The organism is Roseburia sp. AM59-24XD (assembly GCF_003478445.1).
Taxonomy (GTDB): Bacteria; Bacillota; Clostridia; order Lachnospirales; family Lachnospiraceae; genus Jutongia.
In genome coordinates this window covers 25421-48540 of the sequence record NZ_QUET01000001.1, presented here as the reverse complement: position 1 = coordinate 48540, position 23120 = coordinate 25421, and the positions used below count along the sequence as shown (strand labels likewise).

Sequence of the window (23120 nt, the reverse complement as noted above, 5' to 3'; positions counted from 1 at the left end):
CTTCCTGATCTTTTCCCGTAAGATCCCCACTCTCAAAGTGTGTTAAAAAACGGATGCTCCTGCGGCGTGCAATCTCTGCAGCTGCATTCCTCAATGCGCTGCCCCAGCTTCTGATACTTAAAGTACACAGCCGCCGCCAGATATTTGGCATGACAGCTCTCAAAACTGCATCGGCGCAGTAAAACATCGTGTATGGTATCCGCGTAAACAGCTCCTCCATACTCTGCCTGTGCATGCTTAAAGGTACAGTCCACGATCTCTGCACTGGCAGCATCCTCAATCGATAACATCCCTCCCTGTCCATAGCAGAAATGCGTATCTGCAAGCTTCATTGCATCGCCCTCAAAGGAGATTGCTCTGGCTCCTGCTGTGTGACAAATCCAACATTCGCGGATCAGAAGATACCCCGTTGTCTGATGCAGCATGCCGCAGTGCTCCTGACAGTTCACTGTGGTGTCTGTGAGGGTGACAACCGAGGACTCCTCGATTGTCAGCCAGTATGCTGCAGAGCAGCCCATCACCTCAATATGCCCGTGATCTGCTACAAAGCGTCCACCATGCACGATCACTCTGCCGTTCATATGAATATCCGCTCCATGGATCAACAGACGTCCACCCTTATCTACTTCAATATCTCCCTGTATCACAACCGGATAGTCCAGAATCACCGTCTCCCCGTCACGAATCCGCATCGCCTCCAGCTGCTCCTCCAGATGAAACATCGGAAAGAACCAGGTCAGAAAATCATACCTGATCCGGAAGCCCTGCTCCACAAATCTGCGGTATACTTCTACTGCAGCCTCAACTCTGCCCATTTGCCGGCAGCGGTCAAATGCCGCAAAAAATTCACGCTCCGCCGTTGAAAACTGAAACACCTGCAGATAGTCCTCCAGCACTGCCTGACAATATTCCTTCGCCCAGGATGCGAAAGAAAGAATGCTGTACAGATCAAGCACAAAGCAATACTGTTCTTCTTTCCCCTGCAGCATTCCGAATACATAGTCAACCCATTCATCAAAGTGGTTGTTCAGGTCAAAGAATATCTGCTGTTCCTGCTCTTTCGCCAGATCGATCGACCTCATAAGCTCCTCAAAGAAATCCTGCGTTTCCATAATAGACTTCATATGTCCCATAGACATTACGCCAAGTCCAAAGCAATAGGTATATTTAAACTCCAGATCTTTTTTCCAATACGGATGATGTCTGTCCATGACGCCTCCTTTCATCCGCTCTGTACCGGCTCGCCACGTCCTGCTTCCCCGTCCGAACGATATTTTCCTTCAACATCACAGCTGCCTGCTTTAACTGACTCATAAACTCACTGTTCTCTGCACGGCTGCTCCTCAGATAATTGCGGTTCAGAAACGGAATGATCCTTCCCTCGGCCGCTGCCATACGCAGATCGATATTGTAAGGAACCGCACCAATTCTCTCCTTGGGAATCCGGTATTCCTTCCGGATCTGTTCCAGATCAAAGGGATTTTCCTTTTCATACTGCCCGACCAGAAAGATTGATTTGCTCGCCAGTCCCTCAAAGTGTTCAAAGAAATCGTCCCATGCTGCCTGCTCCTGATCAATATTGACCACAACAATATCAGCTTCCTCCAGGATCTGTACCGAGCTTGCATTGCCCTTTGATTCCGTATCAATGAATACCATATCGGAAATATTCTCCAGACAGCGGAACAGATCCTTATGTGCCAGCTCAAACTCATAGTCAAAAACTTCTCTATTTACAATATAACTTTGCGGAAGATAATAGATGCTCGAATATAACAGAGGAATAGATGCTCTTCGAATCAACTGCTCTCCGGGTGCTCCCGTATAAAGCCTTTTGAGTATATACTCAATCCCATACTTGTTATAATACTGTCCGGTCTCATGCAGCATATCGATCTTGTCCTGTGATAGCAGCATACCATTCAGATTATTCACATTATAGTGATTCTCCAGAAGAACACTTCTTCCCATCCCTGCAATTGCGGAAACAGCCGCCATACATACCATGTTGGTCGACACTCCGCCGTTCTTTCGTACATTGCTCCAAAATGCAATTTTCATAAATTTCCTCCTCACCCGTTTTGGTATCACAATCATATGATAATTTTACGGCTTCGTAAAGAGGTTTTTATTTTTTCTACTTTTTTAATAAATCAGTCTGTCATATTTTGTCGTAAACGCCAGAAAATGCCGCGTGATACAAGGCATTTTCTGATTTTGCCTACTCTGACACTGCATCCTGAAAATCGCTTCCGGTTATACTACTAATTATTTCGGCTAAATATTCTGTTTTTTTGAATGTTTCCCTGACTAATTTTCCAAATTTCACATACCGTTTCCGTCCATGCACGCAGAAGCGGTACATCCAGTTGATTTCCGCAATCACAATATCATCATCTGACCGCCCCAATACAAGATCTCTTGAAAACCGCAAAATCATAAACAAAAAAAACTCTCCCAATATCCGAAACTGATTCTCTGCATCACTGCTTTCCGGATATTCCAGCCTGCAGCTATAGACCCGGTAGCAGAGATAATTGGCAGCGAAGCGCCGTATAAGCTCTCTGTTCCTCTCCTCAAAATCCATCATTTCCTGCAAAATCTTTGACGTCTCACGCTCACCCTCAAAATAATCGAAGCTTCCATCCAGATAGTTTAGCTCCGGCGATGACGCCATGATTTCCAGACATCCATTCACAATGTCGTACATTTTGCAGTAGCGGTTCCACATTTTGCGGATCTGTTCCCTCATATCCGGTATCTGCTCGTCTGCACTGGCTTCTTTCAGAAGCCTTATCAGCGATCCATACTCCCCGGAAAACTTCGGAATCTCCTGCCGGGACACATCACCGGTAACATGTCCATCCGTTCTGTAAAAGCTGACCGACTGCTGAAGCAGATACTTGGCAACAACCGGGCACGATGCCGCCATGGACATCCACAGATCCCCATTTACCCTTCCTGCCAGTCTCGGAAACTTGCGGCAGGTAACACACAGCATCTGTTCCTCTGTATTTCTCTGAATGCGGCACAAACCGTCCGGATCAAGCATCGCACAGCTTCCATCCGAACGGTTTGCAAAATAACAGTCCTGTCCCTTCTTACGGACATGCTGCAGAATATCATCCCGCAGTTTGTGATCCGGCAATGCCTGAAATCTCTCCATTGTCTCCTGATCAATACGAATCCTCCAACCTGCACAGCAGGTCGAAGGACAATCTCCTGCCATGCAGGAAAAGTCTTTGTAAAGTCCTAAGTAATAATATCCCATCTCTTTAAAATGTCAGATCTGACTTTGCATGAAGCAGCTTTGCTCCATTAATGATAACGGCAACACCGGCAGCAATTCCGCCTACGATCAGGAGAATCCCTGTCACCAGACTAAATGCTCCCACGGATTTCATTGTTTTGTAAACCTTCTCTGCCATAAGGTCCCTCCTCCATTTCATTTATGAACGGTTTCGCGCTGTTTGAGAAACCGCCACGAATCATTTATTGACAACCGTACTCTTTATAATATGCATCAATCGCCGCTTTAATCGTATCATCGATCACGATCTTACCCTGACATTCCCTATTATAAAGGTATTCTACCACATCCTCCATCGTTACGATCGCATTTGCGCCAAAGCCATACTTCTCCTGAATCTCATCAAGGGCACTGGCATTGCCGGAAAGACCTCTCTCCATACGGTTTAAGGATACCATCAGTCCAAGGATCTCCACATCCCCCTGAGCCTGAATGATCGGGAATGTCTCCTCAATGGACTTACCGGATGTCGTAACATCCTCAATGATGACAACCTTATCTCCGTCCTTGATCTTGCTTCCCAGAAGAATGCCGGTATCTCCATGATCCTTGACTTCCTTACGGTTAGAACAATAGCGAATCTCCTTGCCATACAGCTCGTCAAATGCCATTATCGTAGCTACGCTGAGTGGGATTCCCTTATATGCCGGTCCGAAAAGCACATCAAAATCATCCCCATAATGCTCATGGATCGCCTTCGCATAATACTGTCCCAGCTTACGAAGCTGTGCGCCTGTCACATAAGCTCCCGCATTCATAAAAAATGGAGATTTACGACCACTCTTCAGTGTAAAGTCACCAAACTTCAACACATTACTCTCCACCATAAACTCGATAAATTCCTGCTTGTACTGTTCCATTGTAAATACCTCCTTATTCATTTAAAAGACACTATATCCCCTGCGAAAATCTCGACAGGAACTGTCTTGTTCTCTCTTCCTGTGGATTCTCGATCACTTGCTTTGCGTCGCCCTGCTCCACGATCACTCCACTGTCCATAAAGATAACCTGATCCGCCACATCTCTTGCAAACGCCATCTCATGTGTGACAATGACCATGGTCATATTCTGATCGGCAAGACTGCGGATGACCTTTAAAACTTCCCCGGTAAGCTCCGGATCCAGTGCTGAGGTCGGCTCATCAAAGCAAAGAATGTCCGGCTTTAATGCAAGCGCTCTCGCGATTGCCACACGCTGCTGCTGTCCGCCGGAAAGCTGATGCGGATAATGCTGCATCCGGTCCGATAATCCCATTTTGTCTAAAAGCTCTTTAGCTTCTGTCTCAATTTCTTCGTAGATTTTCTTTTTGTTTTCCTTGAAGCCCGGCTTGCCCTTTTCGAGAAGCTGTCTTGCCAGCATAACATTCTGCAGTGCCGTGTACTGCGGAAACAAATGAAACGCCTGAAAAACCATACCAAAGTGAAGCCGCTTCATGCGGATATCCTTCTCCTTGACAGAGGTTGCATCCTCTGCATCAAAAAGCGTCTCTCCCTGAACAACGATCCTTCCTTTATCTGGTTTCTCCAAAAAGTTCAGACAACGAAGCAGTGTTGTCTTGCCGGAACCAGAGGAACCAATGATCGCCAGAGCCTGTCCCTGCTCCAACGAAAAGGAAATGTCCTTTAATACCGGTGTTCGGTCAAAGGATTTCTCGATATTTTGTACTTCTAATATTGCCATGACATTGTCCTCCTATTTGAAATATTCCAGCTTTCTCTCCAGCCATCCAAGGAACAGGGTAAGAATACCGCTAAATACCAGATAATAAACCGCAGTAAAGAACAACGGCCAGATCTGTCCGGAAATTCCGTTGGAGCCCTTCAGAAATGCCTGACCTGCCCAGATAATCTCCTGCAGCGCAATAATACGCGCCAGAGAAGTATCCTTAACCAGTGTAATGATCTCATTGGAGATCGGAGGAACAATCCGCTTGATCATCTGTAACAATGTTACCTTGAAAAAGATCTGTCTTTTGGTCATACCGAGTACAAGACCAGCCTCCTGCTGCCCCTTTGGCACACTCTGGATACCACCACGGTAGATCTCCGAAAAATAGCACGCATAATTAATAATAAAGGAAACAGCTGCCGCCATGAATCTTCCGTCCTCACCGCCGCTCCAGATCGTTTGTCCAAGAACAAGTCCCGGAAAATAATAGATGATCAGAAGCTGGATCATCAGAGGCGTTCCACGAATGATCCACACAAACAGTCTTGTGAGATACTTCAGTGGACGAAAACCGGATAAAGATCCGAATGCGATGACCAGTCCAAGTGGAAAGGCTCCTAAAAGCGTTACAAAAAATAGCCTTAATGTTTGTAAAAAGCCCACATTTAATGCATGAAATACGATGGGCATCTGTTCCATGATCGTTGACATTATTATACCTGCCTTTTATTATTTCTCTCTTTGCATGGCAAAAGCTGCCGCAGATGTAACATCACGGCAGCCCTGCATGATTATATTACTGTTCAATAAGTGCAGCCTGAACACCATACTTCTCGGCTGTCTTCTTCATACTGCCATCCTTGTAGCTCTCAGCAAAGAAGTCATTTAACTTGTCTGCCATGTCAGATCCCTTACGGAAACCTACACCATACTCCTCGCTATTAAAGCTTGCTGTATAAGTAAGCTTCTCATAACCGGTTCCCTCACCAACCATTGCTGCTGCCATCAGGGAATCGATCACTGCCGCATCAGAGGTACCTGCGGAAACCTCCATCAGCGCATCAGCCTGTGCCTTTACGGATGTATAATTGTAACCAAGCTTGGAAAGCTCCTTCTCTCCTGCAGAGCCTGCCTCAACCGCAAAGTTCAGATCCTTCATACTCTCTACGGTGCTGTACTTATCCTTGTCTGCTGCCTTGACAATTGCCACCTGTGCGTTATTGCAGTATGCATTGGTGCATGCCATAGAGCTTGTCACCTCATCGGTAAGTGTCATACCGTTCCATACACAGTCGATGGACTTTGCATCAAGCTCCAGAACCTTGTTATCCCAGTCAATCTCTACGAACTCAGCCTTAACGCCGAGGCTCTTTGCAAATGCATTCGCCATATCCGCATCAAAACCGATCCACTCATCAGAACCCTTCTGATAATCCATCGGCTCAAAATCCGTGATACCAACGATCAGTGTTCCCTTATCCTGAATGTAAGCAAGATCAGAGCCATTGTCGTTCTTGGAAGCTGCCTTCTTATCAGATGAAGCGCCGTCGCTTGTTGCCGTGTCCTTATTTGCACTTCCACATGCCGTCATACTGCAGCACATTGCCAGTGAAAGTACCATTGCCAGTATTTTCTTCTTCATTATGTAACTCCTTCCTCGTATTACTGTCTGTTGCTTTCATCTCCGGTCACCAAAATGCCGGACCGGAATCTGTTGCTTGCAAATAAGCTTGCTCGCACAGATTTCATCATATCATAGCCCACTGCAAGTGTAAAGATAATGTTAAATATTCCTGTATTTATTAAGCGTGAACACAGCCGATCAGCTCATGAATATCTTCCACATGATTCTCCTTCATAAACTGCTCAATGCCCTCGATCACATCGATCGTTGCCGCCGGATTGTTAAAGTTCGCCGTTCCGACCGCCACCATCGTAGCCCCTGCCATAATAAATTCCAGTGCATCCTCCGCTGTGCGGATACCTCCCATGCCAAGCACAGGAAGCTTCACTGCCTGTGCCACCTGATATACCATGCGGACCGCCACCGGCTTGACTGCCGGACCGGACATACCGCCGGTCTGATTGGCCAATGCAAAGCAGCGTCTGTTGATGTCGATCTTCATTCCGGTCAGTGTATTGATCAGTGAAAGAGCATCGGCACCACCTGCTTCTGCCGCTCTCGCCATCTCTGTGATGTCCGTCACATTCGGACTCAGCTTCATGATCACCGGTTGTTTTGCGCGCTTTTTAATGTCCGCCGTGATCTTCTCAACCAGCTTTGGATTCTGACCAAAAGCAATACCACCCTCCTTGACATTCGGACAGGAAATATTGATCTCAAGCAGATCCACATCCTGGTCTGCCAGGCGCTCTACCACCTCAAGATACTCCTCTGTGGTATGACCGCACACATTTACAATGATTCCTGTATCAAACTGCTTCAGATAAGGAATGTCTCTCTCAATAAAAACATCAATGCCCGGATTCTGAAGTCCGATAGCATTTAACATACCACCGTAGGTTTCACATACACGCGGCGTCGGATTACCCGGCCATGGCACATTGGCAACACCCTTTGTGGTAACTGCTCCCAGACGGTTCAGATCCACATATTCTCCATACTCTGCACCGGAGCCAAAGGTTCCTGATGCTGTTGTCACAGGATTCTTCATCGATACTCCGGCAAAATCAACTGATAAATTCATATTCATCCTCCATGTCCTATAAGCTGTCTGCTCTGTACTGTCTGTCTGATCAAATCCGGCAAACACCGATTACAGACACACGATCACAATGTAACATCCTTCGCATTAAAGACAGGACCATCTTTGCACACACGCTTGTTATGTACATGACTGTGTCCGTCTACATCTGTAGACTGGCAGACACATCCCAGACATGCACCTATGCCGCACGCCATTCTCTCCTCCATGGAGATCTGTGCCTCTGTCTTCTTCTCTGCCGCATATGCCTTCACTCCGCGAAGCATCGGCATTGGTCCGCAGGCATAGATTGTGTCTGCTTCCAGCTCATTTGCACGGATCGCATCAATGACATTACCCTTCGTTCCAATACTGCCATCCTCTGTAGATACATAGACGGACGCATACCGAGTAAATTCTTCCTTCAGGAAAAGATCGCTGTCCCGGTATCCAAGCACCACAGACACCTCCACGCCCTCTGCGTGAAGTGCCTCAGCCAGTGCAAGCATCGGCGGGATTCCGATTCCTCCACCGATCAAAACCGCTTTTCCTTCCTTTCTCGTAAATCCATTGCCAAGAGGTCCGATCACCGGGATCTGATCTCCTTCACCCATAGCAGAAAACTCCTTTGTTCCTTTTCCTGCCACACGGTAAACAACGCGAAGCTTTCTTCCCTCCGCATCAATCTCACAGATACTGATCGGTCTTGGAAGCAGTCTGCTTCCCTCCGCACAGTACATGGAAATAAACTGACCCGGCACAGCCTGTGCCGCAATATTATAATCCCCGGGGAACTGAAGCCACATGCTGTAGATTCCCTCGGAAATCTTACTTTGGCTTACGATCACCGCCATACATTTCTTTTTCTCTGCCATTCTTGTCTCCATTTCTGCCATAACACTGCAGCTTCTCGCTACAGATGTATCCTGAGCCGCGAACTTATCTGCGTCCTGCGTTAATATCCTCGATCATGTCGATCACTGCCTGTCTGGATGCCTCTGCGTAATGATCTGCGCCGAACTTCGCATATTTATCCTGCTTATAGGCGCAGATGATTCCACGGGACGAATTTACGATCGCACCAAGTCCATCCTTGTTGAAATAAGGGGCAAGATCGGATGCCTTACCGCCCTGTGCTCCATAGCCCGGCACAAGAATGTATGCCTTTGGCATGATCTTACGAAGGATCTTACCCATCTCCGGATAAGTAGCACCAACCACACAGCCGACATAGCTGTAGGTATCACCCATACACTGGCTGCCCCACTCGTTAACCTTCTCACCAACATACTCATAAAGCGGACGTCCGTCGATCAGACGATCCTGAAACTCTCCGCTGGATGGATTAGAGGTCTTAACCAGCACAAAGATTCCCTTTTTTTCTTCCTTACATACATCAATAAACGGATTCACTCCGTCACTTCCCAGATATGGATTCACTGTAACAAAATCCTCATCAAAACCGTAATACTGTTTGCTTCCGACTGTCACCTTACCCAGATGTCCAACTGCATATGCCGTAGAAGTAGACCCGATATCACCACGCTTGATATCACCGATCACGACAAGACCTTTCTCCTTACAGTAATCCACGGTCTTCTTGAAGGCGATCATGCCCGGAATACCAAACTGCTCATACATTGCAACCTGAGGCTTTACGGCAGGAATCAGATCATATACCGCATCAACGATTCCCTTATTGTACTGCCAGATTGCCTCTGCTGCTCCTTCCAAAGTCTCTCCATACTCCTCAAATGCTTTCTTCGTCAGATGCTCCGGCACATAGCCAAGCATCGGATCAAGACCTACTACAACCGGTGCATCCTTTTTCTGAATCTGCTCTACTAACTTATTGATCATTTTAATTACCTGTTCCTTTCCTGATTCATGATCTTCCTTCTTCGTATACGATCTTTCCATCCACAATCGTTGTTACCACGCGTCCCGTCACCTTACGTCCGTCAAACGGTGTATTCTTTCCCTTGGAAGCAAACGAAGCACTGTTAATCTCATATTGATGCTCTACATCCGCGATCACAAGATCCGCAATTTTGCCGGGTGCGAGATTACCCTTGTCAATATCCAACACTCTTGCCGGATTCACACTCATCTTCTCAACGAGCTGCGACAAGGACAGACAGCCTCCCTGCACCAGCTCTGTAAATCCCAGTGCAAAGGATGTCTCAAGTCCCACAATTCCAAACGGAGCCTTCAACATACTCTGTGCTTTCTCCTCAGCGCCATGTGGTGCATGATCGGTTGAGATCACATCCATCACACCGGACGCAAGAGCATCCTTTAACGCCTGCACATCCTTCGGACTGCGAAGCGGCGGGTTCATTTTGAATCTGCCATCATCCTCTGTGATCTCCTGATCGGACATCGTGAAATGATGCGGGCAAACCTCTGCGGTCACCCGGAGTCCCTGATCCTTTGCCATACCGACTAACACCGCACTGTCCGATGTCGAACAGTGGCACAGATGAAGCTTTGCACCTGTCTCCTTACTGATCAGAATATCTCTCGCTACGATCACGTCCTCAACAGCATTTGTGATGCCCGGAAGTCCAAGCTCCTCCGCCTTCTCGCCGGCGTTCATAACACCTCCGTCCACAAGCGGCTTGTCCTCACAGTGGGAAAACATCGGTATCTCATACTGCGCTGCCTGCTCCATCGCATGACGGAACAAAAGACTGTCCATCACGGACTTTCCATCCTCGCTGAGTGCCACAATACCGGCATTTAACATGCCCTCGATATCTGCCAGCTCCCTGCCCTCCTGACCAACGGTGACAGCACCGATCGGAAGAACATGCACCGGCGCATCCTTCGCTCTCTCCAGAAGATCCTTCACCCTCTCCGGACTGTCGATCACCGGCTTCGTGTTCGGCATCGGACAGATCGTTGTTACGCCACCGCGCGCTGCTGCAGCACAGCCTGTCTGAATCGTCTCCTTATATTCAAAGCCCGGCTCGCGCAGATGCACATGAAGGTCAATAAAGCCCGGCATAACTACCTTACCAAAGGCATCGATCAGTCTGTCACCTTCTCCTAACACCTCCGGATCAATATCCTGCGCCACCTCGGCAACCTTATCACCATCGATCAGAACATCATAAAATGCATCCACATCATTGGCCGGATCAACCAGTTTTCCATTTTTGATCAGTATCTTCATCCAATCACCGTCCTCTCTCATATCACGAAAAAGAGGGATGTCAGCCTTACGGCATTGACACCCCTTATCTTTTAATATAATTCTGCCTTGTCGATATCCTCTAACATTCTCTTATTGGAGATGTAATCTCCAAACTCATCCGCGGATACCCATCGGCAGTCGTGCAGATCCTCAGAAAGCTGCACATCCTCTTCTTCCATGTCGGTGTAACAAAGGTAGGTTAGACCGAGACTGCACACGGAGCCAACCATAAATGTCCATGTATATAAGATCCGGTCAATCTCTGCGGTAAGCCCTGTCTGCTCCTGGATCATGCGGACAACAGCCACATCCGGCGACTCGCCAAATTCGGCTTCCCCATCCAGAAATTCCCACTGATACGGATCCATGATATTATCATCGTACCACTTTTCCACAATCAGATATCTGTCATCCTTTTTGACAATCCCCTTCACCAGAATCCTATATGCATTCATGCAGCCACCTCACTCCCTCATACTCACCAAAACGCGCTTTTCAATACTGCAATCGAAATCTGCCTGATTATTTCGCAGTGATATACTTCTTTGCTGTCAGAAGCTCTGCGGTAAGAACTGCTCCGCCTGCTGCTCCTCTGACGGTATTGTGGGATAAACCAACAAACTTGTAATCAAATACTGTATCCTCACGGAGACGTCCCATAGATACACCAAATCCGTTCTCATAGTCAACATCCATGGAAACCTGTGGGCGGTTGTCATCCTCCAGATACTGGATAAAATGCTCCGGTGCGCTTGGAAGCTTAAGCTCCTGTGGCACTCCCGAATACTCTCTCCATACACGGATGATCTCTTCCTTAGAAGGCTTCTTGCCCTCCTCGAAGGTGACGAATACAGCTGCTGTATGACCATTGAGTACAGGAACGCGGATACACTGTGTTGTGATAACAGGACCGTCTGCCTTCACGATCTCACCGTTCTCGATGTGACCCCAGATACGAAGCGGCTCCTGCTCACTCTTCTCTTCCTCACCACCGATAAATGGGATGATATTGCCCTCCATTTCCGGCCAGTCCTTAAACGTCTTACCTGCTCCGGAAATCGCCTGATAGGTTGTAGCAACAACTGTCTTTGGCTCATAGCCGGCTTTCTTTAATGCATGAAGAGCCGGTGTATAACTCTGGATAGAGCAGTTTGGCTTTACTGCGATGAAACCTCTTGTTGTACCAAGACGCTTCTTCTGTGACTCTATAACCTCTAAGTGCTCCGGATTCAGCTCCGGCACTACCATCGGTACGTCAGGAGTCCATCTGTGTGCACTGTTATTAGATACGACAGGTGTCTCAGTCTTTGCATACTCTTCCTCGATCTTCTTGATCTCGTCCTTGCTCATGTCTACTGCGCTGAATACGAAATCTACCTTAGAAGCAACCTCTTCAACATTGCTGACATCCTCAACAATGATGTTCTTAACTGCCTCCGGCATCGGTGTTGTCATTTTCCAGCGTCCACCGATTGCTTCCTCGTACTTCTTGCCTGCACTTCTTGGGCTGGCTGCAATCGCAACAACCTCAAACCAAGGGTGATTCTCAAGCAAAGAGATGAATCTCTGTCCTACCATTCCGGTACCGCCAAGGATACCTACTTTTAACTTCTTATCCATGATGACCTCCAAAATAACTTTTTCTGAAAACACGTATGATTCTCTTTCGCATTTTCTCCGATTTTACACTATTCTAAAACATAAGTCAAACCGGACTTGTGATTTCATGCCTGCTGTGATAAAATCGTTACTGTTCGCAAGATCTTAATCTCACCGTTTCCGGTAAGATACATTATAAACAGAAAGGATGTCAATTATGAAAGCTACACCAGTCAAGGGAACCAGGGATTACCTTCCAAAGGAAACCGAGATCCGTGATTTCCTGCAGAATATTATTATGGAAACATACAGCAGCGCCGGATTTCAGCGCATCACTACCCCGATCATCGAGGACTCCGTAAACCTCGACAAAAGCGAGGGTGGTGAAAACCTTAATCTGATCTTTAAGATTCTGAAGAGGGGCAAAAAGCTGGAAAGTGCCCTTGCCGGTGATCATCCTACCGAGAAGGAGCTGGCGGATATGGGTCTTCGCTACGATCTGACGCTTCCGCTCTCCCGTTATTATGCTAACAACCGCAACGAGCTTCTCTCACCGTTCAAGGTGATCCAGATGGATCGTGTATACCGTGCTGAACGTCCACAGAAGGGTCGTCTCCGCGAGTTTATGCAGTGCGATATCGATATCATCGGCAATGAGTCCCGAGACGCAGAGATCGAGCTGATCCTGACAACAACAAAGGCATTAAACCGCGTCGGTCTTACCGATTATAAGGTAAAGATCAATGACCGCCGTATCTTAAGCGATATTTTCGCTTACGCAGGATTTGCAAAGGAAGACAACGAAAAGCTCGCCATTATTTTTGATAAGCAGGATAAGATCGGTATTGACGGTGTAAAAGCGGAGTTGGAGGAAAACGGTTTTGACCAGACCGGCATCGATAAATTCATTGCGCTGTTTGCAGACGGATCCCTGACTCTGGAATCTGTTGCAAATGTCTGTGACGCATCTTATGTCACAGAGCTTCAGCGCATTATCGACGCTGTCACAAAGGTATCAAAGGGTGCGATCCCGGTTGAGTTCTGTCCTTCCCTCGTCCGTGGTCAGGGTTACTACACCGGCACGATCTTCGAGGTGGAAGCTGCAGGCTACAGCGGCGCAGTCGCAGGCGGCGGACGTTATGACAACCTGATCGGCAAGTTCTTAAATGAAGATATTCCTGCCGTTGGATTTTCCATTGGTTTTGAGCGTATCTTTGGTATTCTCATGGAGCAGAACTACTCGATTCCAAACCGCAAGAAAAAGATCGCTGTATTCTATGATGCAGATACCTACGCCGAGGCTCTGATCTACGCAGAAGAGCTTCGCAACGACTATATCGTATCTGTAATTGCCCGTCCAAAGAAGCTTGGTAAATATCTGAACAAGCTGGAGGCACAGGGTTTTGACGGCTTTGCGGTCTATGGACAGGAGGACGGCGTAAAGCTGTTCGGCGAATAATGTCCGGAGAACAATTCACATTCCAGCCGGAATGCCGCTCTTAAAACATATTTTTAAAGTTTAATTTATAATGTAAAAATAAATGCCCGAACCGGTACATGACTCCAAACGTCAGACCTTGAATTCTGACAATGAAAGATCAATATATTTGCCGGTTCGGGCATTTTTCTTTGATTTTATTTTGCAATGCCGAGGTCAAAAGATATTTTGATCCTAACTGATACCACGGATTGCTCTATTGTATCAGTTTACGCTGATTCTTCCTGATACCTGCAGATTTCCTCCTGTACATTCCGGTCAATGCTGGTCAGGATCTCCGGATTCGGCTTTGCCGTATAATAGCCCTGGATCAGATCCACACCAAGGCGGATCACCGTCTCAAGCTCCTGCGAGGTCTCAACGCCCTCAGCCAGAACCTGAAAATGGTTCTCATGCGCAAAGATCACGATATCCTTGACAAAATGCTGTTTCTGTGGATTGTCCTGAATACCCGTCAGAAGCATACGGTCTACTTTCACATAATTGGGCATATAGCGCAGTAAATTCACAATATTGGAATATCCTGTACCATAATCATCAACAGCAGTCTCAATGCCAAGCTTCTCATATCCGCTCTTCATATCGGCAAGCGTCTTGTCATCGGCCTCCGTCTGCTCTGTCAGTTCGACAACCACGCGATTGGCATGCTTCGTCAACTTCTTCTCCAGCATCTGTGCCTCTTCCCCGGAAATCTGGCTTCCCGGAATACTGTTGATAAAGATCTTCCGGCCTGCGAACTCATTCTCATGCTCATCCACAAGCTGAAGGATATTGAAAAAGGTCGCTCTCTCCACATCATAAAGACGTTCCAGATGAGAGGCGTACTTGATGATATTGATCGGTGAGATCCCCGGCTGTACCTGTGCCCGCATCAATGCCTCATAGGCGACAATAGAACCATCCTTCGCACTGACGATCGGCTGAAAATGATAGGTAAAAAGATTCTCGTCAAGAACCTTTTTAACCTGTGCCGCCTGTTCCTGCTCCTGTACAGAAAGCGTCACATCTCCATGCAGCCTCTTCTCGCTCGCCTTATGACCGTTCTTGCGGATCACCGCTGCATTGACAAGATCCTCCATCTCCACCAGATCCTTCACACGCTTCGTTCTGCTTCCGCTAAACAGGCGCAGTTCGTACCGGCTCTGCGGACTTTGATTATACTCCTCCAGACTCTGATCAATTCGGCGGCGCACCTCATGGATCTTCTCATGACTTGCCTCATCCACCAGCTCTGCCATGATAAATTCATCATCACCAAGACGGCAGCACATCGCCCCTTCATCCGCACACTGCTGAATGATCCCGGCAACCTTACGGATTGCTCTGTCTCCTTCGGTACGTCCATACTTCTCGTTAATCTTATCCAGATTCGCCATATCCATTGCCAGCACACTGACAAACCGATTCTCTTCGCAGGCACGTTCCACCATTGGCTTGGAATGCTTCACAAAACCGGTGTAATTAAACATTCCTGTCAATTCATCGTGGATCTTCTTCTCCTGTACTCTCTGATTGGTTCTCTGCAGTGCATCCATACGGCGGAAGCACTCCATGCCGATCATCAGGTTATGTAACCACATATAATAACGCTCATCATAAGCCTTTGGTTCATTGCCATAGCCAAGCACCGCATAGCCAAAGCACATATCTTCAAAATAAAGCGGACTGAAAATATACGCCTTCGGTGTTGCGCTTTCCTCATATATCTCCGGAAGCATCTGCTCACGTGGAAAACTCTCAGTAAAGTTCAGCCTGTCCTCCCCCTTACCGGAGTGTCCACAATGTAATACCGGTGCAATCTGATCTGTATAATGTCCCTTGATGATATTTACACTTGCCGGTTTATCCTCCCGGATCCACAGATCATTAACGCAGATATGAAAGCTGTCAAACTCGCGGATCTGATAACTGTATGTCTGAACGGAATCCATCAGCTCCGGAAATGAATTCTGCGAGATCCAGTCCTCTGTCAGATGATTAAAATTGGAATACAAGCTTTTCCTGGAAACCTCCGTGGACCACTGCTCTCTGACGATCCGCCGGGGGATCACGCTCTCACAGTGACAGCCACAGCTTCCACCGATAAACAACGGAGCCTCATATTCAAACTCCGGCATACTTTCCTGCTTCAAAAGACTATCCATGCATGCTGCCGCATATTCTCCGAACTCTCTGGAGGGAATATCCATCGAGGTGATCGGACTTGGACTTTCCTTTCCCTCCGGCACAGAATCATACCCGATCACAGCAATATCCTCCGGTACCCGTACGCCCCGCTCCACCAGCGCCTCTGCTACGCCGATTGCCATCAGATCATTGGCACAGGCAATCGCCTGCGGCAGTGCCCGGCCATCATCAAACAGCTTCTTCACCATATCCCTGCCGCCGTCATACCAGTAATCCCCATAAAAAATCTGATCCTCCCGGACATCAATGTCATGCTCCTTCATACAGTCAAGAAACCCCTGCAGTCTCTGCTCGGAATGTGCATTATAACGCGGTCCTGTCAGATACATAATATCCTTGATTCCGTGTTCTTCGATCAGATGCGCGATCATCCGCTTGATCGGATGATAATGATCCAGCATGATATAATTGTACTCGTCGCTCTTTCGGTCAACATACAGAATCTTTCCCTGAAACTTCTCCCGGAAATCCTGCTCCAGAGTAAGCATCAGTCCCGGCGTCTGCAATGTCTCCGGGAGTACCACAACTCCATCGAGGCATCATAATCAATCAGCGAGAAAATGCTTGTCTCCCCGACTTCACGCTCTGACGTATCCTGATATTTCCGGTATGTGGCAAATGTACAGACATCATAATCAAAAGCAAACGCCTTTGCGAGAAATCCCTGCATGAAATTTGCCTGATAATTTTCCTCCAGCTGCGAGGATAAAATAGCGATTCTTTTTCTCAACGTTATCGTCTCCCTTATGAAACAATCCTGTCAGACAGCGGCATCAATCTACTGTAATGATTGTTGTCTTCGCAGGATCAATCTCCTTTTCATTCAATATCAATTCTCCTATCTCCCCTGCCCTGATCACGCCTGCGGATGGATTCTTCACGCTTTCAATCCGTCCCGCAGTCTCTACGTCTGCTGTAGAATACTCAAATGCGAGTGTTGTATTTAAAAGTCTGCAATTTTTCATGACAACATTGTCCATATAACACATGCCCTGAAGACTCTCGATCACGCAATTTACAAATGTGACATTTCTGGAATTCCATCCCAGATATTCTCCGCAGATATAAGAATCATATACCATAATGTTCTCACAGTTCCAGAATGCATCCTTGGAAAGCATCTTCGCATGATGCACCTCCACATCATGGCATCCGTCAAAGCAGTAATTGCCGACAAGACGGAACTGATCAAGCTTCATATGATCGCAGTTCATAGCAAAGTAATCACCCTTTGCCACTACATTCTCCAGCGTCACATCACTGCAGTGCCACAGTGTTTCCTCCGCATGAGGAAGATCTACATTGCGTAAAGTAAGTCCCTTCACGCGTCGAAAGCCCTTCGGAGCCTCATACAGTGTGTCTGCCACGGTAATATTGTCCGTATACCAGATCCCTGCTCTTGCCATCTCCGCAAAATCACAGTCCTGAACGGTAATATTACGACAGTACCATAATGGATACTTCCACTGAAAGGATGTGTTCTTCAGCGAAATATCTCTGCTCTCCTTTAACGGTGATTCGCCATCTGCAAATATCGAATATTCAATAGAAAGGTCTTTGCTGCGGAATAATGCCCTTTCCCCTGTTAATCTTTGTTCTTTGATCTCCTGCATTGTAATTCTCCTTCATATTAACAATCCAATGCCTTTCTATTCACACTATTCTCCTTAACCAGAACAATTATACATCATCCTGCGCCAAAAGAAAAGCACCAAACCCTTTTTCCTATTTTATGTCAGCTGCTTTGTTCCGTGCCTTTTGTCCGCCTTGTCCCAGCTCTTGCTGAATGCCAGTCGCATTAGAAAAAGAACGCCACGGATGCACAGCTCAATACACATGGCGATCCATACACCGCGAAGTCCCAGCCGTGGAGCCAGAAAGGCTGCCAGCGGCAAACGCACAAGCCACATGCTGCAAAAATTCAGGCAGCTCGGAATCAACGTATCACCGGCTCCACGAAACACACCCGATGCCACGATTGAAGCCGCATACATCGGCTCCGCAAACGCCTCGATCCGAAGCACCTGCGCACCGAGAGCGCGAATTGCCACATCCGGTGACAGCACCGCGATCATCCATGGTGCGATCAGATACATCACTGCCCCGCTGACTGCCATCACCGCCATACCAAAGCCGGTAGCGATCCATCCCAGTCTCTTGGTCAGATCATGACGTCCCGCACCGACACTCTGACCGATCAATGTCGTTGCCGCTGAACCAATCCCATAGCCCGGCATATAGCACAGGCTCTCCGCAGTAATGGAAAATGAATTGGCTGCGATCGCGATCATGCCAAGCGGCGCAACAATTCTTGTCGACATGATCTGCGCCCCGCTCATGATAAACTGCTCCACTGCCACGGGGACGGAAATACAAACGGCCCTTTTAAGATCCTTCCGGTGAAAGCACAGCTTCTCCCCCTTCCTAAGATGAAGTGCGGGTGATCTGGCAAGCAGAAAATACATCATACAGATCATGATCACAAGCTGCGCCAGTGCTGTTCCAAGTGCTGCTCCAAGCACACCGAGTCCCATCCCAGGTATCAACAGCGTAATTCCCGCCAGACGGATATTGTGTCCCGGAAAGATCAAGAACATATTAAACAACATGTCCAAAAAGCACATCAGCACATGCAGAATACTTGGCAGACGCATATTCCCGCTGCTTTGCAGCATAGCTCCCGCCGCCAGGTTCATCTGCATAACCGGCAGCGCCAGTGAATAAATCAGAAAATAATGAAATGCATCCTGACAGATCCGGCTTTCTCCGCCAAGCCATTCCGGAAGTGTCCGGCTGATGCCGGTGCCGATCGACAGCAGAACCAGACTATATAACAATGCCACTGCAAGTCCCTGCTTCATGATCCGCCTTGCCCCAACGTCATCCCCGGCTCCGATCCGATGTGCGATCTGCACGCTGAAGCCCGTGTTAAATGCAGAGGTAAGACCACCTAAAAGCCATGTGCTGGATGCTACCAGTCCGATGGATGCCGATGCGTCTGCACCGAGCCTTCCCACCATGGATGCATCAATGTATTCCATCACGATCGAGGATATCTGTGCAAAGATCGCCGGAACGCTTAAATGAATGATCAGCAGAAGCTGTTGCTGCAGGGAAAGCTTTCTTCCCGCTCTCAATCCCTCCAGCAGCTCTGCACTTTTGTCGTTTTTCATATTATTTATGATTCCTTTTCATGACACCTGCCCTCGATGCCCTTCTTGAAACGTCTTAACCCTTCCATAAGATTCTTTCGTGTCGTTGCCGTATTCAGTCTTAAAAACTGTGCTCCGTTTCCGCCAAAGATATTGCCCTCTGACAGATAAACACCTGCCTTTTCACGCAGATATACAGACAGCTTTTCACTGTCATCCGTCACCTGACTGCAGTCAAGCCACATAAGATATGTCACATCAAGGGAGCCTGTTGTGATCATCGGCATCTCCGTCTGAATAAATTGTACCGCAGCCTTCTTATTCTCCTGAAGATATTCGCGGAGCGCATCCAGCCACTCGCCGCCTTCCTCGAAGGCTGCCACAGCCACGTCCACGGCAAATGCATTCGGCTCTGCCACTTCGTCTGTGTTCAACGCTCTCCACATTCTGTGGCGCAGGAGCGGATCCGGAACCATAACCGCCGCCGTCTGCAGTCCCGCAATATTAAATGCCTTTGTCGGTGCGATCGCCGTCACACTGATCGCCGCGCACACATCAGATACTGACGCAAACGGAATATATTCCTTCCCCGGTGCCGTCAGATCACAGTGGATCTCATCCGAGAACACAACTACATGATGCTTCCGGCACAGCTCACCGATCCGCGATAAGGTGTCTGCATCCCATATATTTCCTACCGGATTGTGCGGATTACACAGGATCATCATGGACACCTGCGAATCCGATAATTTCGTCTCCAGATCCTCCCAGTTGATCGTATACCTGCCATTCTCATAGGAAAGCGGACTCTCCACCACAAATCTTCCATTGTTGATGATCGAATTAAAGAAAATATTGTATACCGGCGTCTGGATCAGAATCTTCTCCCCCGGCGTTGTCAGCTTGCGTACTGCAGTTGATAAAGCCGGGATCACACCGGTGCAAAAGATCAGCCAGTCCTTTTCAATCTCCAGATGATGGCGTTTCTTCCACCAGTCCTGATAAGCCTGATACCAACAGTCCGGCAGAACGGAATACCCAAACACACCATGCTCTACTCTCTTCTGAAGTGCTTTTCTGACGGCCGGTGCCGTCTCAAAATCCATATCTGCCACCCATAACGGCAGTTCGTTTTCCGGCACATCCCATTTCAGGGAACCTGTATTTCTCCGATTAATCTCCTTGTCAAAATCAAATTTATTGTTCATGAATCTTCCTCCGATCTCTATGCTTCCCTCCACATTGCCTGCATACTCCAGCGTTTCGATCTGTCCGATTTTGCGGACAGATCCTTTCTGACCGTTATATGGAACAGATCTCTTCTCTGACGGAATCTGCCACCGGTCATATATACATCCTGCATGTACAGATCAACATGCAACGTACAGACGGATTCCTCTGAATGATATCCACGAAAGATCATCATTCCTGTATATTCACTGTATATGATATCTCCCAGACAGCCCTCCCGTGCCTCTGGTTCATACTGCGCAATATCTGAAATGTCCTTCTCAAATAATACCCGCTGTAAAAGGTTTACTAATTCTGCCTCAAATTCATGAAACGAAAAATCATGATTTAACAACTGCATTACCGATGTGATCTCCATGCGCGTCTGACCGCTCCTGCGGATCAACGGCATCGTCCGAACACCTTCCACCAATAGCTTTCCCAACTGTCCCACCGCATATACGACATAAAGCAGGAGCGCACCCACCAGCGGATCAATCAGGAGGCTTGCATAGTCCAGGCTGTTTAAAGCCAGAATCCGGTATAGCGAAACAACAAATCCTGCGCCCGCACCGATGCCGAAGCATTTTAATATGCGCCGGAAGCTTCTCTTCCAGTCACTGCCATGTTCTCTCTGAAAATATAACTGATGAATGAGATAACCGCGTCCCTGATAACGCGCCACCGCCTGAAGCCGCAGTCGTTTCAAAAGCTTATACGGCCGTCTCCGGTCTGACCGGAATATAATATCTCCTTCACACAGCCAATGCAGAAAAAGGAAATGTTGTTTCCCTGCATCCGAAAAAAAGTCCTGAGATGTCATTGCATACTCCATCTCAAGACCTTTTTCACGAAGACGCTGCCTTTGCGCCTGCAGAATGCGTGCTGCATCTGCGCTGACATTTTTGGGAAACGTCTCTTCCTTCGCCCACAGGAAAAGTTCCTCTGCCAGATCTGCAAACGACTCTCCCTGCGGTTTTATTTTATGTATCTGTTTTGTCTCTGTCATTAAACTAAACACAAGCCTTTCTTTGGTGTATTAAACTTATATTAAATCACCATCTGACCCTGTGTCAAGACTATGGTTTCAGACTGCCTCAAGGGCCTGCTTCAGATCTGCGATCAGATCCTTCTTATCCTCCAGACCGCAGGAGATACGGATCAGTCCTGCCGGAATACCTGCTTCCTTTAACTGTTCATCATTCATCTGGCGGTGCGTTGAGGTTGCCGGATTCAGGCAGCAGGTTCTTGCATCTGCCACATGCGTCTCAATGGCAGCAAGCTTCAGGCTCTTCATAAACTTCTCTGCAGCCTCTCTTCCTCCCTTTAACTCAAAGGAAACAACACCGCAGCCGCCGTTTGGCATATACTTCTGTGCTCTCTCATAATAAGGATCTCCTTTAAGACCCGGATAATTAACATGAGCTACCTGTGGCTGCTCCTTAAGAAACTCAGCAACTGCCTGTCCGTTCTCCACATGTCTCGGCATTCTCACATGAAGCGATTCCAGACCAAGATTTAAAATAAATGCATGCTGCGGAGACTGAATACATCCAAAATCACGCATGAGCTGCGCAGTACATTTCGTAATAAAAGCACCCTCTTTGCCAAACTTCTCCGCATAAGTAATTCCATGATAAGATTCATCCGGTTTACAAAGTCCCGGGAACTTATCGGCATACGCCATCCAGTCAAAGCGACCGCTGTCTACGATTGCTCCACCGACTGCTGCACCATGACCATCCATATATTTCGTTGTAGAATGTGTTACAATATCTGCTCCCCACTCGATCGGACGGCAGTTGACCGGCGTTGGAAATGTATTGTCCACGATCAGCGGCACTCCATGCTCATGTGCTGCCTTTGCAAACTTCTCAATATCAAGAACCGTCAATGCAGGATTGGCAATCGTCTCACCAAACACCGCCCTTGTATTGTCCTGGAATGCAGCTGCAAGCTCCTCCCCGGTGCAATCCGGTGATACAAAAGTCGCGTCAATACCCATCTTCTTCATGGTTACGGCGATCAGATTAAAGGTACCTCCGTAAATAGAGGAGGATGCCACAATATGGCTTCCGCATTCGCAGATGTTAAACAGTGCGAAGAAGTTGGCTGCCTGCCCGGAGGAGGTTAACATTCCTGCCGTTCCTCCTTCTAATGCTGCAATCTTTGCTGCCACATGATCGTTCGTCGGATTTTGCAGTCTGGTATAAAAGTAACCGGAATCCTCCAGATCAAACAGGCGTCCCATCGCCTCACTGGTGTCATATTTAAAGGTGGTCGACTGCACAATCGGAATCTGACGCGGTTCTCCATTGCCCGGCGTGTATCCGGCCTGCACACATTTCGTATTGATCGTATATTCGTTCATTTTCATCCTCCATTCCTGATTCCGGGTCTATCACCCAGTTTATCTCTATGTTTTTTCAGTATATGATATAGCATACCATTTCTATATTCGGTGTGCAACCATGAAGCAGAAATATCCTGCGAATCAGGAATCCTCCCGCTCGATTTTTCGCTGCTCCATCAGTTCAAAAAAACAATTCCGGACACCGTCATTGTGCGATCC

Annotated in this window: 22 protein-coding genes; 1 reads left to right on the top strand and 21 read right to left on the bottom strand. The window is 47.7% G+C overall.

Going from position 1 to position 23120, the window contains the following annotated elements; genetic code table 11:
• Positions 1-32: 32 nt before the first annotated feature.
• The 14 genes from DXA20_RS00225 to asd all read right to left on the bottom strand — a co-directional run bounded on the left by DXA20_RS00225 (position 33) and on the right by asd (position 12502).
• A complete protein-coding gene (locus tag DXA20_RS00225) occupies positions 33-1211 on the bottom strand; it encodes a hypothetical protein (RefSeq protein WP_118558890.1) in 1179 nt (392 codons plus the stop codon).
• Positions 1168-2061 (bottom strand): hypothetical protein, encoded by an 894-nt coding sequence (locus DXA20_RS00220; RefSeq protein ID WP_022305802.1) that lies wholly within the window; start codon positions 2059-2061, stop codon positions 1168-1170. Before DXA20_RS00220 ends, DXA20_RS00225 begins: the two co-directional genes overlap by 44 nt.
• Before the next feature lie 160 nt (positions 2062-2221).
• Complete coding sequence (gene fliB, locus DXA20_RS00215) at positions 2222-3271, bottom strand: flagellin lysine-N-methylase (RefSeq protein ID WP_118558889.1); 1050 nt, start codon at positions 3269-3271, stop codon at positions 2222-2224.
• A gap of 4 nt (positions 3272-3275) precedes the next feature.
• Positions 3276-3428: a hypothetical protein gene (locus tag DXA20_RS16310; protein WP_022305804.1), complete on the bottom strand. Its 153-nt coding sequence runs from the start codon at positions 3426-3428 to the stop codon at positions 3276-3278.
• A gap of 64 nt (positions 3429-3492) precedes the next feature.
• The gene (gene pyrE, locus DXA20_RS00210) at positions 3493-4170 is read right to left on the bottom strand and encodes an orotate phosphoribosyltransferase (RefSeq protein WP_118558888.1); all 678 of its coding nucleotides are present in this window, start codon (positions 4168-4170) and stop codon (positions 3493-3495) included.
• A gap of 31 nt (positions 4171-4201) precedes the next feature.
• Positions 4202-4990 carry an amino acid ABC transporter ATP-binding protein gene (locus DXA20_RS00205; RefSeq protein WP_118558887.1) on the bottom strand — a complete coding sequence of 263 codons (789 nt, stop codon included), beginning with the start codon at positions 4988-4990 and terminating at the stop codon, positions 4202-4204.
• Positions 4991-5002: 12 nt separating this feature from the next.
• Entirely contained in the window at positions 5003-5689 is a 687-nt protein-coding gene (locus DXA20_RS00200; protein WP_022305807.1) for an amino acid ABC transporter permease, read from the bottom strand.
• An 85-nt stretch (positions 5690-5774) separates the two neighbouring features.
• Positions 5775-6620, bottom strand: coding sequence for a transporter substrate-binding domain-containing protein (locus tag DXA20_RS00195; protein ID WP_118558886.1), 846 nt, complete (start codon positions 6618-6620; stop codon positions 5775-5777).
• 160 nt (positions 6621-6780) lie between these two features.
• Positions 6781-7686, bottom strand: coding sequence for a dihydroorotate dehydrogenase (locus DXA20_RS00190; RefSeq protein ID WP_022305809.1), 906 nt, complete (start codon positions 7684-7686; stop codon positions 6781-6783).
• A gap of 83 nt (positions 7687-7769) precedes the next feature.
• A complete protein-coding gene (locus tag DXA20_RS00185) occupies positions 7770-8558 on the bottom strand; it encodes a dihydroorotate dehydrogenase electron transfer subunit (protein ID WP_118558956.1) in 789 nt (262 codons plus the stop codon).
• Positions 8559-8622: 64 nt separating this feature from the next.
• On the bottom strand, positions 8623-9543 hold the full coding sequence (gene pyrF, locus DXA20_RS00180) for an orotidine-5'-phosphate decarboxylase (protein WP_118558955.1): 921 nt from the start codon (positions 9541-9543) through the stop codon (positions 8623-8625).
• A gap of 25 nt (positions 9544-9568) precedes the next feature.
• Complete coding sequence (locus tag DXA20_RS00175) at positions 9569-10861, bottom strand: dihydroorotase (protein WP_118558885.1); 1293 nt, start codon at positions 10859-10861, stop codon at positions 9569-9571.
• A 71-nt stretch (positions 10862-10932) separates the two neighbouring features.
• Complete coding sequence (locus DXA20_RS00170; protein WP_022305813.1) at positions 10933-11337, bottom strand: NUDIX domain-containing protein; 405 nt, start codon at positions 11335-11337, stop codon at positions 10933-10935.
• Between the two features lie 67 nt (positions 11338-11404).
• On the bottom strand, positions 11405-12502 hold the full coding sequence (gene asd / locus DXA20_RS00165) for an aspartate-semialdehyde dehydrogenase (protein WP_022305814.1): 1098 nt from the start codon (positions 12500-12502) through the stop codon (positions 11405-11407).
• Positions 12503-12698: 196 nt separating this feature from the next.
• On the opposite strand from asd, the gene hisS reads away from it, so the two are divergent.
• On the top strand, positions 12699-13940 hold the full coding sequence (gene hisS / locus DXA20_RS00160; RefSeq protein ID WP_118558884.1) for a histidine--tRNA ligase: 1242 nt from the start codon (positions 12699-12701) through the stop codon (positions 13938-13940).
• A 248-nt stretch (positions 13941-14188) separates the two neighbouring features.
• On the opposite strand, the gene DXA20_RS00155 is transcribed toward hisS, so the two are convergent.
• The 7 genes from DXA20_RS00155 to DXA20_RS00125 form a co-directional block, all read right to left on the bottom strand.
• On the bottom strand, positions 14189-16690 hold the full coding sequence (locus tag DXA20_RS00155; protein ID WP_147403655.1) for an EAL domain-containing protein: 2502 nt from the start codon (positions 16688-16690) through the stop codon (positions 14189-14191).
• The gene (locus DXA20_RS00150; protein WP_118558882.1) at positions 16654-16896 is read right to left on the bottom strand and encodes a hypothetical protein; all 243 of its coding nucleotides are present in this window, start codon (positions 16894-16896) and stop codon (positions 16654-16656) included. The genes DXA20_RS00155 and DXA20_RS00150 overlap by 37 nt, the downstream gene beginning before the upstream one ends.
• 43 nt (positions 16897-16939) lie before the next feature.
• A complete protein-coding gene (locus tag DXA20_RS00145; RefSeq protein WP_022305817.1) occupies positions 16940-17779 on the bottom strand; it encodes a DUF3737 family protein in 840 nt (279 codons plus the stop codon).
• 117 nt (positions 17780-17896) lie between these two features.
• Positions 17897-19339 carry an MATE family efflux transporter gene (locus DXA20_RS00140; protein WP_118558881.1) on the bottom strand — a complete coding sequence of 481 codons (1443 nt, stop codon included), beginning with the start codon at positions 19337-19339 and terminating at the stop codon, positions 17897-17899.
• Positions 19340-19344: 5 nt separating this feature from the next.
• Entirely contained in the window at positions 19345-20526 is a 1182-nt protein-coding gene (locus DXA20_RS00135; protein ID WP_118558880.1) for a MalY/PatB family protein, read from the bottom strand.
• Positions 20527-20543: 17 nt separating this feature from the next.
• Entirely contained in the window at positions 20544-21569 is a 1026-nt protein-coding gene (locus DXA20_RS00130; protein ID WP_147403654.1) for a hypothetical protein, read from the bottom strand.
• A 66-nt stretch (positions 21570-21635) separates the two neighbouring features.
• Positions 21636-22919 carry an O-acetylhomoserine aminocarboxypropyltransferase/cysteine synthase family protein gene (locus tag DXA20_RS00125; RefSeq protein ID WP_118558878.1) on the bottom strand — a complete coding sequence of 428 codons (1284 nt, stop codon included), beginning with the start codon at positions 22917-22919 and terminating at the stop codon, positions 21636-21638.
• Between the last annotated feature and the right edge of the window lie 201 nt (positions 22920-23120).